The following is a 14,441-nucleotide window of genomic DNA, read 5'->3' as shown; positions in this document are numbered from 1 at the left end:
ATTGAAAATTCGAAATCCGAAATTACTTTAGCACCATTTTATAATGCCTTATACCCGCTTCTTCAAATTCGGGCCCGGTTATTTCAAAACCTAATTTTTGGTATAAACCTATAGCTTGTATTTGCGCGTGCAGGTAAATGTAATTGGCATCAGCAGGCAGATCCGCCAATACAGCTTTTACCAGTTTCTGTCCTACACCCAATCCTCTAAAATCTTGCAATACGGCAAAACGTTCTAATTTGTAACCTTTATCGGTTTTACGCCAGCGTGCCGCCCCTGCGGGGATATCATCAACAGTTGCCAAAAAATGGGTGGATTCATCTTCAAACTCCCACTCTAACTCAGGCGGGCATTTTTGCTCAACTACAAACACTTGCCGACGTATAGCAAAAACATTTTCAAGTTCATTAGCATTATTTACTTGCCTTACCTGCATTTCTTTTGGCTTTAGCATGGGCATAATAGCTTTTTGATTGATAACCGGTTATTTTTTGGTTATGGTTTTCCTGTGCCGCGTCAATGGAATGGGTACAAGTTAAGTCATCTTCCTTTTCAGCTAAATCGGCTAATTCCACGTAAAACCGGTGCAGGTGATCAAGTTCGTCTTCAGTTAGGTCCTCAATATCAACCATACGGTTACTGGCCCCCTGATGCGATGCTAATAGTTCATTTAATTTTAAGTGTACCGCCTTTGAGTCTTTATTTTGTGATTTTTGGATCAAAAACACCATTAAAAAAGTAACAATAGTAGTTCCCGTATTAATTATAAGTTGCCAGGTATCTGAATAATCAAATATTGGCCCGGTAACAAGCCATGTAATAATAATAGACAGGGCTATAAAAAAAGCCCATGAACTACCTGTAGCGGTGGTTGCCCAATTAGAGAAGCGTTCGAACAAATTGTGTTTTTTCCTGGCCATTTTTTGTTAAATATCTTAAATCTAAACCAAAAAAAAGCGCCAATGTTTTATATTGACGCTTATATCATTTTGAGTATCGAAATTAAAGTTTATCATTAACATTCAAGCAATTCAGATCTTCAAACGCTGCGGTTAACCTTTTAACAAAGTTTTCCTCGCCTTTGCGTAACCAAACCCTTGGATCGTAATATTTTTTGTTTGGAGAATCTTCACCTTCAGGGTTACCGATCTGGTCTTGCAGGTAGGCTTCTTTTGACAGATAAAAATCCTTTACACCTTCCCAAAATGCCCATTGCATATCGGTATCAATATTCATTTTAATAGCACCGTAACTAATTGCTTCGCGTATCTCTTCCTGGCTTGAACCCGATCCACCGTGGAATACAAAGTTTATAGGTTTTTCGGCAGTTAAATTAAATTTCTTTTTAACGTACTCCTGCGAGTTATGTAATATTTTTGGCTGTAATTTAACATTACCTGGTTTATAAACTCCATGTACATTACCAAAAGCAGCAGCCACAGTAAAGCGCGGGCTAACCTTTAATAAATGCTCGTACGAGTACGAAACCTCTTCGGGTTGGGTATATAAACGTGAGCTATCTACATCGCTGTTATCCACTCCATCTTCTTCTCCACCCGTAACACCTAATTCAATTTCCAACGTCATACCTAATTTAGCCATGCGCTCAAGGTATTTTGCAGATATCTCTATATTTTCCTCTAAAGGCTCCTCTGATAGATCTAACATATGTGAGGAAAATAATGGTTTACCAGTTTCGGCAAAAAACTTTTCGCCATGCTCTAACAAACCATCTATCCATGGTAATAATTTTTTAGCGGCATGGTCGGTATGCAAAATAACAGCTACCCCATAATGCTCGGCCAATAAATGCACGTGCCTTGCAGCAGATACACCTCCTAAAATGCAAGCTTGCAGTTTGGAGTTATCTAATGATTTACCTGCGTAAAACTGCGCGCCACCGTTTGATAACTGTACAATAACCGGCGAGTTAACCGCTTTAGCTGTTTCTAATACAGCGTTTAAAGAGTTAGTACCTATTATATTTACCCCAGGTATAGCAAACTGGTGCTTTTTTGCTGCTTCAAATAGCTCCTGCACCTGATCACCATGCAGTACGCCTTTATAATTTTTTAAATCCATGAATTTTAATTTATACTCAAAGTTACTAATTTTCCTTGCTTTTAGGCCGAAAAAAGTTAGTAGTTATTGTAAATTTAACACTATTTAAAAATTGCTGTAATAATTACAACTCCACCAACTTTTATATCCTTTACAAACTTTTTTTGTTTCTTTGCATTTAATTGAAAGAGCTAGATATAGATATGGCGTGGTTTAAACGAGAGATAAAAGGGATAATTACGACTACTGAGGAAAAGAAAGAAACCCCTGACGGAATCTGGAACAAATGCCCTCAATGTAAAAAACCCCTGCACTATTCTGAACAGGTCGAAAATCAATATGTTTGCCATTACTGCGGTTACCACCTGCGTATTGGTTCAAAAGAATATTTTTCTATTCTGTTTGATAATAATGAATTTACAGAGCTTTTTGCCGACTTAACATCAGGCGACCCATTAAACTTTACGGATACCAAAAAATATACGGAGCGTATAACCGAAACCCAACTTAAAACCGGTTTAAAAGATGCTTTACGTGTAGGCGTTGGCAAAATAAACGAGCAGGGCCTGGTTATTGCCTGTATGGATTTTAACTTTATAGGCGGATCAATGGGATCAGTAGTAGGCGAAAAAATTGCCCGGGCTATTGATCATTCCATCGCAAATAACATCCCATTTTTGATGATCTCAAAATCAGGTGGGGCACGTATGATGGAAGCGGCATTTTCATTAATGCAGATGGCTAAAACATCGGCTAAACTGGCCTTATTAGCACAAGCTAAAATACCTTATATTTCTTTATTAACCGACCCTACAACAGGTGGCGTAACTGCATCATATGCTATGCTGGGTGATATTAACATTGCCGAGCCGGGCAGCTTAATTGGTTTTGCAGGCCCGCGTGTAATTAAAGAAACTATTAAGAAAGATCTACCTAAAGGTTTCCAAACTGCTGAGTTTGTGCAGGAGCATGGTTTCCTGGATTTTATAGTAGACCGCAGGGAAATGAAAGAGGAACTATCATCGTTTTTAAAGATGATGAAGAACTAATTAATCAGATATTAATAAAAAAGGGAGCTACTATTAGCTCCCTTTTTTTATGCCTTTATACCCCACCCTGGTTAGTTTCGGGTTTAATTTCGGGCATGTCCTTTATATATACAGGTCTTTTATTTTGACCTTCCTGATTAGACATGTTACCAGATTGTGATTGACTTTCCTGGTTATTTCTGTTTTGATCCCGATTGGTCCATTGCTGGTCTACACGGTCATTTTGGCCTTCTTGTTGAGAAGATTGCCTGTTGGAGCCTGATTGGCTTTCCTGATTGCTTCTATTTTGCTCTCGATTTGCCCGTTGTTGACCTTCACGATCATGTTGACCCTCCTGCTGAGAAATATCCCTGTTGGATTGAGATTGATTTTCCTGTTCGTTTCTAATTTGATTTCTGTTGGCCCTTTGTAGGTCCATTTGGTCATTTTGGCGATTTCCGTTTCCGGAAGTTTCATTATAATTTTCCATAACATTAGGTTTAATTATAAAGGCCTCCAAAAATGAAAGCCTTTATAGGTTAAAATTTAGTTTATAAAATCTTAAATATTGCCTTCTGTTCCCGGCTCATGGCCTACCATACGGGCAGTAGTACGTCCGTGTGGGCGGCTTTCAAAATTGCCTTTTGCAGGTCCTTCTGCAGGGAATTCTTTTTGATTTGGCGGAGTAACATCGGTTTGCTCGCTATATGAAGCATCATTACCGCTATTTTGTTGTTGTTGCTCCCTTTGTGGTGAATATCCTGAACCTTCTTGTTCTGATTGTCTTTTTTCAGGTATTTCGTTTGGTCGGTTACCGTTGCCGGAATTTTTCTTATTAGTTTCCATAGGTTTCATATTTAATTGTATATATACAACTACGATAACCATGCCAAAAACTTAAATTAATTTCGATAAAAGAAATATTTTATCGTGTAATAATTACACTTTCACAGGGAAGAATTCCAGTAATTTTGCCACAACATAGTCAATCTCATCCTTAGTGTTGTATTTTGAAAATGAGAACCTTACGGATGGCCTTGTAGTGCTTGCACCAATACCGGTTAATACGTGCGAACCAATATCCGTACCCGAACTACAGGCGCTACCGCCGGATGCGGAGACTCCGGCTATGTCCAAATTAAACAACAGCATATCGGCTATTTCTGTATCCGGGAAAGAGGCGTTTAATACAGTATACAGGCTTTTGTCCTCATCAGTTTCGCCATTAAATTCAACGCCGGCTATATGCTGCTTTAGCTGCTCCATCATATAGGTTTTCAATCCCTGTATATATTGCGCATGTTCATCCATATTGGCATAAGCTAACTCCATTGCTTTTGCTAAACCTGCAATACCATAAACGTTTTCGGTTCCGCCGCGTTGGTTACGCTCCTGCGCGCCGCCGTATATAAATGGCTTGATCTTTATTTTATGGCTCACATGTAAAAAGCCAACACCTTTTGGCCCATGAAATTTATGCGCGGCACACACCAAAAAATGGACTTTAAGCTTACTTAGGTCATGCGGATAATGCCCCATAGTTTGCACCGTATCACAATGAAATATAGCGTTGTACTGCTCGCATATATCGCCAATACGTTCAATATCGTTAATAGTACCTATTTCGTTATTGGCGTGCATTAATGATACAAAGCTGCGCTCGTTATCCTGCAATAGCCGCTCCAGGTGCTCATAATTTAGGTTGCCCTTAGCATCTACATCAACAAAGCTTAACTTGATGTTACCGGCCTTTTCCATAGCCTCCAGCGTATGCACAACAGCATGGTGCTCTATGCGGGTAGATATAGCGTGAGTAATATTATTATCAATAATTCCGCAACGTATAGCCGTATTATCAGCCTCGGTACCGCTACTGGTAAAAAACAGCTCGGCCGGCGAAGTATGCAGCAGGTTAGCAACAGTTTTACGGGCCTTCTCAATCACCGTCCTTGCCTCACGTCCATGCGCGTGTATGGACGATGGATTACCATAGGTACTCTCCATCACCGCGCACATCTGCTGCATCACTTCAGGATCAAGTGGTGTAGTAGCAGCATTATCGAGGTAAACACGCATGAGTTAGTTGATTAGTGATTTGTGAATTGGTGATTAGTATATTCCGGACTTACTGACTTTTCCGACTTACAGGCTAACCCTAACTCAACTGCAAAATTTCTTTTATATCCGCAATGATCTTATTAGCCAATCCATTCGCCGCTGTTTCCGAATCAGCTTCAGAATAAATACGAATAATAGGCTCAGTATTTGAGCGGCGCAGGTGTACCCATTGCTTATCAAATTCTATTTTTAAACCATCAATGGTAGAATGCGGCTGAGCCTGATATTTCTCTTCTACTTTTGCCAATAACGCGTCAATATCCATTTCGGGCGTAAGTGTTATTTTATTTTTAGATATAAAGTAGTTAGGGTATGAACTTCTTAAATTAGAGATAGTCTTACCGTACTTAGCCAGATGCGTTAAAAATAAAGCTATCCCCACCAAAGCATCGCGGCCATAATGTAACTCCGGGTAAATAACACCACCATTACCTTCGCCACCTATTATGGCATTTACTGCTTTCATTTGGTTAACTACGTTTACCTCGCCTACCGCTGCCGCGTGATATTCGCCACCGGCGCTTTCAGTAACATCGCGCAAAGCACGTGTTGATGACAGGTTAGATACCGTATTACCCTTGTTATTTTTCAATACATAATCGGCAACGGCAACCAGTGTATATTCCTCGCCAAACATATTACCATCTTCGCTTACAAAGCATAAACGGTCAACATCCGGGTCAACAGCTATGCCTAAGCTGGCATTTTTAGCAATTACTTCTTTTGATAGAGCCGTTAGGTTCTCGGGCAATGGCTCCGGGTTATGCGGAAACTCGCCATTGGGCTCACAAAATAATTTATGTACAGTTTTTACACCTAACGCGGTTAATAAAGCAGGTACAAAAATACCACCTGTTGAATTAACGCAGTCAATAACTACTTTAAAATCCGCCTTAGCAATGGCATCAACATCAACCAGTGGCAGTGCCAGTATCTGGTCAATATGCTTTTGCATATAGCTATCATCATATACAACTTTACCTAATTCATTTACATCGGCATAAGTAAAGCTGCTGTTTTCGGCAATATCCAGTACTTCTTTACCGTCGGTATCGCTTATAAACTCGCCTTTGGCATTTAATAGTTTTAAGGCGTTCCATTGCTTAGGGTTATGACTTGCAGTTAATATGATACCACCGGCAGCATCCTCCAACGGCACAGCAATTTCAACAGTCGGCGTGGTAGATAGTCCCAAATCAACTACATCTATCCCTAAGCCCTGTAAAGTGCCTGTAACCAGGTTATTTACCATACTGCCTGATATACGTGCATCGCGGCCCAATACTATTTTTTTAATGCCCGCTTTTTGAATGGCCCAGGTGCCAAATGCCGAGGTAAATTTTACAATGTCCATCGGCGTAAGTCCATCGCCGGCGGCACCACCTATAGTGCCTCTGATTCCCGAAATTGATTTTATAAGTGTCAAAGTAGTGTTTGTTTGCGTGCAAAAATAATTATTAAACTGATAACAATGTTACACGACTTTTTTAATGACAAAAACCTGAGCATAAAAATTAATAAAAGCCTTAAGTTTGACTGGTTTATTTTACCACTTGTCATTTCGACCAACGGGGGAAATCTATACACTCGTTCGTAGCATATGTATAGATCTCTCACTACGTTCGAGATGACAAAAAATATTAATAATAGTTATCCAATGCCCGAAGCCCTTTTACAATTTGACCGGCATCTATTTTATTTCATTAACCATGAACTGGGTAATGTGTTTTTCGACTGGATAATGCCTTATTTGCGCAACCCAAGTTTTTGGATACCCTTATATATATTTATTATAAGTTTTTGCCTATGGCGATATAGAAAACCCGGGGCGGTTATTATCATACTTTTAGCTTTAACTGCAGGTGTGGCCGATTTTACCAGCGCAAGCCTAATTAAGCCCGCTGTTAAACGCATACGACCCTGCCGCGAAGTTGCATTGGGCGACACAGATATTAACCGTGTGGGCTGCGGCACAGGGTATAGCTTTCCATCTACCCATGCTACTGATCATTTTGCTATGGCGGCTTTTTTAATATTGATATTTTACAAAAAATGGTCGTGGATAGCGCTATGGGCCACCTTATGGGCAGGCATAATATGCTTTGCACAAGTATATGTAGGGGTGCATTACCCCATTGATGTGTTAGGCGGGGCAATTTATGGTATATTAATTGGCTGCCTGTTTGCCGTTTTATTTAAAAAATTACAACCCAAATTTTAATGGAGATCTGGAAAATCATATTCTTATTTGCCTGCGCCTTTTTTGGTGGAACGTCTGTGTTTTTGTTTAAAGGTGATAACCATAAAACCCTTAAACTGGTATTATCTTTTAGCGGTGCTTACCTTTTCGCTATTACCGTTCTGCATTTAATACCTGACGCTTACCATGGTGGCGATAACCTGGTTGGGGTATTTATTTTGGTGGGCTTTTTATTCCAAATTGTATTAGAACAATTCTCACAAGGTATTGAGCATGGACACATGCACAAACCCTCGGCTACTCATGCCATATTTCCATTAGGTATTATGGTAAGTTTGTGCCTGCACGCTTTTTTAGAGGGGATGCCGCTGGCACAGGGCTATCAAAACGAATTAGTGTTTGGTATTGGTCTGCACCATATACCTGCCGCCTTTGCTTTAGGAAGTGTTTTCTTAGCTAATCATCAAAGCCGTAACAATACCATACTTTACATATTTTTATTTGCGGCAATGTCTCCATTAGGTTACTATTTCAGCATGGCGTTAAGCAATGGCGGTATAGGCAACTTACAACAATATTTTAACCGGATAATGGGTGTGGTTATTGGTATATTTTTACACATATCAACCACTATACTGTTTGAGTCAAGCTCCGACCATAAATTTACCATGCGAAAATTGATAGCGGTATTACTGGGTATTGGGATTGCTTTGGCCGCGTTTTTGGCTGAGATGTAATTATCCTCTTAGCTTATCTAATAGATCGCTTAGTGTAGCTGCTTCTTCAGCTGATAGATTTTTTTGGAGGATATCTTTCACTTTAAATTCCGCGTCCATTTTTGACAGGATATCCAATCCCTTATCGCTTATCCGCACATCAACTGCGCGTCGGTCTTTAGTATTGGTACAACGGGACACCAATTCCTTTTGTACCAAACGGTCAACAATACGCGATGCGTCAGACATTTTATCTATCATCCGCTCTTTTAACAGGTTTACCGTAGCAGGCTTAGGGTATTGCCCACGTAATATGCGCAACACATTAAATTGCTGAATGGTAAGATTATATTTTTCAAAGTGCGCGCGAAAATTATTCTGCAGCCAACCATCGGTATAAGCAATATTGATGGCTACTTTTTGAAAATTATCTTCAAACTTTGTACTTTGTATGTCGTCTTCTATACTCATTTGCTATATAATCACAAATATGCAAATATGTTTGTTATTTTGTAATGTATCTGTTACATAAAGATTTTTTTAAGCTTCAATAGCATCATATACAATCACCTTGTCCCAAAGCGGGCTGCAATCTTCAACAAATTTTAAGTGTATAGGATGATCCTGATAAGCTTGCTGCCCGGCCAGATCACTAAAAAACATTAATTCAGATACCCCCCAGCTATTATCAACCACATCGCGCTTTTCGGTACTGGCTACTATACCTACTCTTAACTCACGCACGGTTGGAATTTTAGCTAAAGTTTTTACACCGGCTATCAATTTATCACGATCTGCTTTTGAATCCGGGTTTTTCAACCAAAATAATACATGGTGCACGACCGGGTATTTATCTGCAGGGTTATTTGATAAAGGCAATGCTGAAGCGGCTGTTCCCATAGCTAAAGTTGTTGAAGTAGCAATAAATTTTCTTCTGTTTGATGTTTTCATGATGATCGATAAAGTGGTTAATTTAAATAAATTATTTAAAAAGCCTTTATATTGTACGATGAAAAAAACCTTACTTATTGTTTTATTCTTTTTGGGTTTGCTTTTTTCGGCAATTAAACCGCACGATTATTTTACATGGGTGTTAGAAGTATTTCCTGCCATATTAGGTTTCGTAGCTTTAATACTAACTTATAAAAAATTTCAATTCACCAGTTTAACTTATGCAATGATATTATTCCATTGTTACATTTTATTTATTGGTGGCCATTATACTTATGCGCAAGTACCTTTATTTGATTGGATAAAAGATACTTTTCATCAAACCCGTAATAACTACGACAAGGTAGGGCATTTTGTTCAGGGTTTTGTTCCGGCATTTATAACACGCGAACTTTTTATCCGACTAAATATTATTCAAAATAAAAGATGGATAGCGTTTTTAACGGTATGCGTTTGTACAACAATTAGTGTCGTGTATGAATTTTTAGAGTGGTTTGTTTCTCTACAATCAGGCGAATCGGGAGATTCATTTTTAGGAACACAAGGTTACATATGGGATACACAGTCGGACATGCTTTTTGCCATGATTGGGGCAATTTGTATGGTTGTATTATTTTCAAAATGGCACGACAAGGAAATCACTAAATTAATTACCAGGTAATGTCCAATTTGATTTATATCACTTGTTATGAAAGTAATTCGTACATTTTATAACATTAACTTTAAACAAGATGAAAGAGTACATTTTAATTTTCAGGCATGAGGATGGGATGAAAGTAGCATCGCCAGAGCAAATACAAGTTTGGATGAAACAAACTATGGACTGGATTGGTGGCATAGCCGCCAAAAACCAATTTGTTGCTGGTAACGGGCTACCATTTGAAGGTGCCAAAGTGGTATGGCACAATAATGTGGTTACCAACGGTCCATTTGGCGAGATTAAAGAAACAATTGGTGGTTATATCGTTGTTAAAGCAAATAGCATTGATGAGGCTGTTGAATTTGCTAAAGGCAGCCCGGTTTTACAGGGTGATGGCAACAGTGTGGAAGTTAGGGAAATTAATAGCCATACTAAAGTATAAGCAGTATTTATAAGCCTCTCAATATTTGAGAGGCTTTCTTATTATGGATCATAATCAACTCATACCACACCTTTTTAGAACTGAGGCTAGTAAAATTACAACTGTGCTCTGCAAGTTGCTTGGTATTGATCAGATAGATTTGGCAGAGGATATTGCTGCAGAAACCTTTTTAGCAGCATTAGAGAACTGGCCATATAAAGGTGTACCCGCCAACCCCACGGCATGGCTATACACCGTTGCAAAAAACAAAGCCAAAAATCATTTTAACCGCAGCTTGGTTTTTACTGAAAAGATAGTGCCAGAATTAAAAAATTCATCTGCCATTGTACAAGAAGTTGAAATTGACCTTTCAAAAGAAAATATAGCCGACAGCCAGTTACAAATGCTATTTGCGATATGCCATCCCTCCATTCCTGTTGAGAGTCAAATTGGATTGGCTTTACGTATACTTTGCGGTTTCGGCATTGATGAGATTGTCAATGCCTTTCTGTCTAATAAGGAAGCTATTAATAAACGACTTTTTAGGGCCAAAGAAAAACTGCGCGTTGAAAAGGTAAAAATCGAATTCCCGGCTCAGGAAGACATAGACAGCAGGTTATCAACCGTTTTAACTACGTTGTATTTATTATATAATGAAGGCTATTACTCTGAAAGTAAAGATATTATATTAAGAGATGAATTATGCCTGGAAGCTATGCGGTTAACGTATATGCTGATAGAAAATGAATCAACAAATAAACCCGCTGTAAATGCCTTGTTTGCCTTAATGTGCTTCCATGCATCGCGATTTGAGGCGCGCAAAAGCAATAACGGACAATTGATTTTATACCATGAGCAGGATGAGACATTATGGAACCAGGAATTGATATATAAAGGCGCTTATCATCTTCACAAGGCGTCCAATGGCGACACTTTAACCAAGTATCATTTGGAAGCAGGTATTGCTTACTGGCTCACGAACAAAACGGATACCCTGGAAAAATGGGATAGTATATTACAGTTATATAATAAATTATTGATGTTACAATACTCGCCCATTGCAGCATTGAACAGAACCTACGCTTTGGCAAAGGTTAAGGGTAACGCAACTGCTATTATAGAGGCTGAGGCGCTGAAGCTGAATAATAACCCTTTTTACTTCACGTTACTCGGCGAACTTTATAAGCCCATCGATACTCAAAAAGCTAAAGAAAACTTTTTAAAAGCATTGGTTTTAGCCAAAACGTCGGCAGATAAACAGGTAATTCAAAAAAATATTAATAATTTATAGCAGCTATAGTATAAAACTACAACAATATCCTTGCGATATGGTTATTGCTTAAACAAGCTATGTCATGGAAAAATTTGAAATATCAGTAACACATAATAAGCAGAACTATCATTTAGAAGTGCGCGATTATATGCACCATAAGGACGATCAATGTAAGTATGAGGTTTATAACGACGATGTATTTATTGGCAGTTTTGAGCCTGATCATCATAAAATTTTACATATCTGCAAAAATCCAGGCGTGGTAGATGAGGGTTTATTGCATTTGGTTGCCGAACAGTTAGAAGGTTATCATATTTAGTTTTACCTATTGTAAATTGCTCGTCAAGGCATCAAGTTACCCTACCGTAAGCTTATTTAACTTCTTTAATCATTATCGGCTTTTTTTAGCGGCAAGGCGAAACAGAAAGTAGATCCCTTGCCTTCCTCACTGGTAACCCATATCCTGCCACCCTCGCGTTTAATTATTTCTGACGATATATATAAGCCCAGCCCTAATCCGGGGTAAGTATGCTGCATATTACCGCTTACCCGGTAAAACTGTTCAAATACTTTTTCCAGGTTTTCTTTAGATATACCAATGCCAAAATCCTGAACACAAAGCGTTACTTCTTCATCCTTAACATCAGTATATATTATTATCTCATCAGCCTGTGGCGAGTATTTAATAGCATTTGTAATTAAATTGGTTATTACCTGCCCAATGCGTTCCTTATCACCAAATACAATACCTGCAGGGGCAAGTTTCTCAATCAAGGCATGCTTGGTGGTTGTGCGTGACAGATCTTCAATTAATTCTTTAACATATTCATTAAAATCAAAGTCGGCATCATTAAACTGCAGTTTACCCGAGTTAATTTTAGTAACATCTAAAAGATCACCAATAAGGCTGGTTAAACGGTTAAGCTGTACATCCATCCTGTTTATCATCCCGGCTTCCTTTTCATCCCCTTTTTTAAGAAGCATTTTCTCTAATACCTGGGTATAGGCCTTAATACTGGTAACCGGTGTTTTTAATTCATGGCTGGCAATGCCTATAAAATCATCTTTTTGCTGTTGCAGAAACTTTTGCTCGGTTATATCAACACAGGCACCTATATACCCGGCAAAACTACCGTCCTTTCGGTATTGCGGACTTCCGGTTGCCACACACCAATGCACAGTTCCATCGACATGGTTTATCCTAAACTCCGCCTCATACAATTTTCGTTCGGCTTGATCTTTAGAAAATTTATCGGCTGTTTTTTCTCTGTCCTCAATCACTAAAGCATCTGCCCATCCGGTGTCCAGTTGCTTTTCATATGAAAAGCCCGTCCAATCAACCCAGGTTTGATTTACATAAATTAAGTTACCTTCTTCGTTTGTCATCCATAAGCCGGTAGGCGCAGCTGACGTAATATTCCTTAATAATTGTTCGCTGTTCTCAAGTGCTTGTTTTGATGCTATCTCGGGCCGCATATCGCGCATCACAGCGCCTACCGCAATTGGTGTACCCTCCTCGTCATCAATGCGAATACAGTTATTGTATACAGGAAAAACTTCACCTGTTTGCAGGTGTTTAACCTTCATTATTCCCGCCCAGCGCCCTTTACTCATTACTGTAGGCAATACTTCTGTTTGCACAAACTCAAAATCTTCGGGCATGTGTAAGTTGGCAATAGGTGTTTGTAATACTTCCTCCGCATTTTTAAAGCCCAGCATCTTCATTCCCGCTTCATTAATGTATGAATTAGTTCCATCCATTCTCAATAACGACATCAGATCTACACTATTAGCCACCAAGGTTGTTAGTTTAAGTTGCTCCTGTTTAGCCAATACCTGCTCGGTTATATCTAACATGGTACCTAATAGCCTCACCGGCTTTCCATTATCATAAAATACCTTTCCCTCTGCCCGTACCCATCGCGTAGTTTGATCAGGACGTATTATCCTTACCTCATAAAACAACGTTCCATTAGCTAAAGCTTCTGCATGAGCCTTTTCGCGTAACTTCATATCCGTAGGGTGGTATGCTTTTACATATTCCTCCCTTGATACCGGCTCATCAAAACCAAAAATATTGGCAAATATTTTTGAAGTAATTGTTTGCCCGGTTAACAGGTTAAGGTCAAATGTGCCCAAACCAGCAGCATCTACTGCCAGCCTTGCTCTTTCTTCTGCTTCTTCAATTTTCTTTTTAGCGGTTACCTGTTCGGTAACTTCAATGGCAATGGCAATTACGCCGCTAATGCTACCATCCTCTTCTCTAAAAGGTTCATAAACAAAATCGAGGTAAACAGTTTCTAATACCCCGTTTCGCTCAAGAGGCGCAGCAATACCTTGCCCCTTAAAAGAAACCCCTGTTAACCGTACATTATCTATCAACTCTTCAAAACCCATCCCTTTAGCATGATGAAGGGTTTCAAAAACTGATCTTCCCAGCATTTCTTCGGCCGTTTTCCCGTACACTTCACATAATGGTGGGTTTATCAGGTCAACAATATATTCGGGCCCTCTAAAAATGGCTATACCTACCGGCGCCTGCATAAAAGTTGAATATAATTGCCCGCGTTGCTTATTTAACGCTTCTATTCCTGCTTGTTCCCGCTGGCTTAACTTATATAGCTCTGTTACGTTTTGGGGCGAATGGATAAAATATTTTACTTCGCCTTTTTCGTTTAATATAGGGGTATTGGTAGTTGTCCAATAACGTTCTTCAAACTGGTTTGTACCCGGAACAGGAATATCATACCGGTAATTACTCATGGTATGAGGCTGTTTTTTAGTTATTGCCTGTTCAAAAGAATAATAGGTCCTTTCAATATTTTTCGATTCTTCATCAGTAGGGTTACCCGGAAAAACAGCAAATACCGATTTACCAACTAATGCCTCACGGGTACTATTTGTTGCTTTAAGATAAGCGGGATTAACATCCAACATAGTATATACCGGGGCATCTGTAGCTATAATAAGCATAGCTGTAGGGCTATTTTCAAAAATTTCCCGGTAGCCGTCTCCATTAATTGGTGTAGTCAT

Annotated in this window: 17 protein-coding genes; 7 read left to right on the top strand and 10 right to left on the bottom strand. The window is 39.1% G+C overall.

Annotation, left to right across the window (positions count from 1 at the left end; genetic code table 11):
* Positions 1-22: 22 nt before the first annotated feature.
* The 3 genes from ACYVJ6_RS04880 to fbaA all read right to left on the bottom strand — a co-directional run bounded on the left by ACYVJ6_RS04880 (position 23) and on the right by fbaA (position 2,082).
* A complete protein-coding gene (locus ACYVJ6_RS04880) occupies positions 23-454 on the bottom strand; it encodes a GNAT family N-acetyltransferase (RefSeq protein WP_460692907.1) in 432 nt (143 codons plus the stop codon).
* Complete coding sequence (locus ACYVJ6_RS04875) at positions 414-920, bottom strand: low affinity iron permease family protein (RefSeq protein ID WP_460692906.1); 507 nt, start codon at positions 918-920, stop codon at positions 414-416. The genes ACYVJ6_RS04880 and ACYVJ6_RS04875 overlap by 41 nt, the downstream gene beginning before the upstream one ends.
* Before the next feature lie 82 nt (positions 921-1,002).
* Positions 1,003-2,082, bottom strand: a complete 1,080-nt coding sequence (fbaA, locus tag ACYVJ6_RS04870) for a class II fructose-bisphosphate aldolase (RefSeq protein WP_460692905.1) — start codon at positions 2,080-2,082, stop codon at positions 1,003-1,005.
* A 182-nt stretch (positions 2,083-2,264) separates the two neighbouring features.
* Between fbaA and accD the strand changes: the two genes are divergently transcribed.
* Positions 2,265-3,110: an acetyl-CoA carboxylase, carboxyltransferase subunit beta gene (gene accD / locus ACYVJ6_RS04865; protein WP_460693297.1), complete on the top strand. Its 846-nt coding sequence runs from the start codon at positions 2,265-2,267 to the stop codon at positions 3,108-3,110.
* 55 nt (positions 3,111-3,165) lie between these two features.
* On the opposite strand, the gene ACYVJ6_RS04860 is transcribed toward accD, so the two are convergent.
* The 4 genes from ACYVJ6_RS04860 to glmM form a co-directional block, all read right to left on the bottom strand.
* The gene (locus ACYVJ6_RS04860; RefSeq protein ID WP_460692904.1) at positions 3,166-3,528 is read right to left on the bottom strand and encodes a hypothetical protein; all 363 of its coding nucleotides are present in this window, start codon (positions 3,526-3,528) and stop codon (positions 3,166-3,168) included.
* Between the two features lie 122 nt (positions 3,529-3,650).
* A complete protein-coding gene (locus ACYVJ6_RS04855) occupies positions 3,651-3,935 on the bottom strand; it encodes a hypothetical protein (protein ID WP_460692903.1) in 285 nt (94 codons plus the stop codon).
* Between the two features lie 93 nt (positions 3,936-4,028).
* Positions 4,029-5,165, bottom strand: a complete 1,137-nt coding sequence (locus ACYVJ6_RS04850) for a cysteine desulfurase family protein (protein ID WP_460692902.1) — start codon at positions 5,163-5,165, stop codon at positions 4,029-4,031.
* Positions 5,166-5,244: 79 nt separating this feature from the next.
* On the bottom strand, positions 5,245-6,633 hold the full coding sequence (gene glmM / locus ACYVJ6_RS04845; RefSeq protein ID WP_460692901.1) for a phosphoglucosamine mutase: 1,389 nt from the start codon (positions 6,631-6,633) through the stop codon (positions 5,245-5,247).
* A 231-nt stretch (positions 6,634-6,864) separates the two neighbouring features.
* Between glmM and ACYVJ6_RS04840 the strand changes: the two genes are divergently transcribed.
* Both ACYVJ6_RS04840 and ACYVJ6_RS04835 read left to right on the top strand, forming a co-directional pair.
* A complete protein-coding gene (locus tag ACYVJ6_RS04840) occupies positions 6,865-7,428 on the top strand; it encodes a phosphatase PAP2 family protein (RefSeq protein ID WP_460692900.1) in 564 nt (187 codons plus the stop codon).
* Positions 7,428-8,144, top strand: a complete 717-nt coding sequence (locus ACYVJ6_RS04835) for a ZIP family metal transporter (protein WP_460692899.1) — start codon at positions 7,428-7,430, stop codon at positions 8,142-8,144. Before ACYVJ6_RS04840 ends, ACYVJ6_RS04835 begins: the two co-directional genes overlap by 1 nt.
* Here ACYVJ6_RS04835 and ACYVJ6_RS04830 read toward each other — a convergent pair whose 3' ends face one another.
* Positions 8,145-8,594 carry a MarR family winged helix-turn-helix transcriptional regulator gene (locus ACYVJ6_RS04830; RefSeq protein ID WP_460692898.1) on the bottom strand — a complete coding sequence of 150 codons (450 nt, stop codon included), beginning with the start codon at positions 8,592-8,594 and terminating at the stop codon, positions 8,145-8,147.
* A gap of 69 nt (positions 8,595-8,663) precedes the next feature.
* Positions 8,664-9,074 (bottom strand): Dabb family protein, encoded by a 411-nt coding sequence (locus ACYVJ6_RS04825; RefSeq protein ID WP_460692897.1) that lies wholly within the window; start codon positions 9,072-9,074, stop codon positions 8,664-8,666.
* Positions 9,075-9,132: 58 nt separating this feature from the next.
* Between ACYVJ6_RS04825 and ACYVJ6_RS04820 the strand changes: the two genes are divergently transcribed.
* The 4 genes from ACYVJ6_RS04820 (at position 9,133) to ACYVJ6_RS04805 (ending at position 11,727) form a co-directional block, all read left to right on the top strand.
* Positions 9,133-9,735 (top strand): DUF2238 domain-containing protein, encoded by a 603-nt coding sequence (locus ACYVJ6_RS04820; RefSeq protein ID WP_460692896.1) that lies wholly within the window; start codon positions 9,133-9,135, stop codon positions 9,733-9,735.
* A gap of 70 nt (positions 9,736-9,805) precedes the next feature.
* On the top strand, positions 9,806-10,156 hold the full coding sequence (locus ACYVJ6_RS04815) for a YciI family protein (RefSeq protein ID WP_460692895.1): 351 nt from the start codon (positions 9,806-9,808) through the stop codon (positions 10,154-10,156).
* A 43-nt stretch (positions 10,157-10,199) separates the two neighbouring features.
* A complete protein-coding gene (locus ACYVJ6_RS04810; protein WP_460692894.1) occupies positions 10,200-11,426 on the top strand; it encodes an RNA polymerase sigma factor in 1,227 nt (408 codons plus the stop codon).
* A gap of 64 nt (positions 11,427-11,490) precedes the next feature.
* Positions 11,491-11,727, top strand: a complete 237-nt coding sequence (locus tag ACYVJ6_RS04805; protein ID WP_460692893.1) for a hypothetical protein — start codon at positions 11,491-11,493, stop codon at positions 11,725-11,727.
* Positions 11,728-11,792: 65 nt separating this feature from the next.
* Here the strand turns inward: ACYVJ6_RS04805 and ACYVJ6_RS04800 are convergent, their stop codons facing one another.
* Complete coding sequence (locus ACYVJ6_RS04800; RefSeq protein WP_460692892.1) at positions 11,793-14,441, bottom strand: PAS domain S-box protein; 2,649 nt, start codon at positions 14,439-14,441, stop codon at positions 11,793-11,795.

It is taken from the genome of Mucilaginibacter puniceus (assembly GCF_054783175.1).
This window is presented reverse-complemented; position numbering and strand designations above follow the sequence as displayed.

Excerpts from the sequence above, each read along its gene's own strand:
- ACYVJ6_RS04880 (WP_460692907.1), bottom strand. The coding sequence starts at position 454 with ATGCTAAAGCCAAAAGAAATGCAGGTAAGGCAAGTAAATAATGCTAAT.
- ACYVJ6_RS04875 (WP_460692906.1), bottom strand. The coding sequence starts at position 920 with ATGGCCAGGAAAAAACACAATTTGTTCGAACGCTTCTCTAATTGGGCA.
- fbaA (WP_460692905.1), bottom strand. The coding sequence starts at position 2,082 with ATGGATTTAAAAAATTATAAAGGCGTACTGCATGGTGATCAGGTGCAG.
- accD (WP_460693297.1), top strand. The coding sequence starts at position 2,265 with ATGGCGTGGTTTAAACGAGAGATAAAAGGGATAATTACGACTACTGAG.
- ACYVJ6_RS04860 (WP_460692904.1), bottom strand. The coding sequence starts at position 3,528 with ATGGACCTACAAAGGGCCAACAGAAATCAAATTAGAAACGAACAGGAA.
- ACYVJ6_RS04855 (WP_460692903.1), bottom strand. The coding sequence starts at position 3,935 with ATGGAAACTAATAAGAAAAATTCCGGCAACGGTAACCGACCAAACGAA.
- ACYVJ6_RS04850 (WP_460692902.1), bottom strand. The coding sequence starts at position 5,165 with ATGCGTGTTTACCTCGATAATGCTGCTACTACACCACTTGATCCTGAA.
- ACYVJ6_RS04840 (WP_460692900.1), top strand. The coding sequence starts at position 6,865 with ATGCCCGAAGCCCTTTTACAATTTGACCGGCATCTATTTTATTTCATT.
- ACYVJ6_RS04835 (WP_460692899.1), top strand. The coding sequence starts at position 7,428 with ATGGAGATCTGGAAAATCATATTCTTATTTGCCTGCGCCTTTTTTGGT.
- ACYVJ6_RS04830 (WP_460692898.1), bottom strand. The coding sequence starts at position 8,594 with ATGAGTATAGAAGACGACATACAAAGTACAAAGTTTGAAGATAATTTT.
- ACYVJ6_RS04825 (WP_460692897.1), bottom strand. The coding sequence starts at position 9,074 with ATGAAAACATCAAACAGAAGAAAATTTATTGCTACTTCAACAACTTTA.
- ACYVJ6_RS04820 (WP_460692896.1), top strand. The coding sequence starts at position 9,133 with ATGAAAAAAACCTTACTTATTGTTTTATTCTTTTTGGGTTTGCTTTTT.
- ACYVJ6_RS04815 (WP_460692895.1), top strand. The coding sequence starts at position 9,806 with ATGAAAGAGTACATTTTAATTTTCAGGCATGAGGATGGGATGAAAGTA.
- ACYVJ6_RS04810 (WP_460692894.1), top strand. The coding sequence starts at position 10,200 with ATGGATCATAATCAACTCATACCACACCTTTTTAGAACTGAGGCTAGT.
- ACYVJ6_RS04805 (WP_460692893.1), top strand. The coding sequence starts at position 11,491 with ATGGAAAAATTTGAAATATCAGTAACACATAATAAGCAGAACTATCAT.
- ACYVJ6_RS04800 (WP_460692892.1), bottom strand. The coding sequence starts at position 14,441 with ATGACTACACCAATTAATGGAGACGGCTACCGGGAAATTTTTGAAAAT.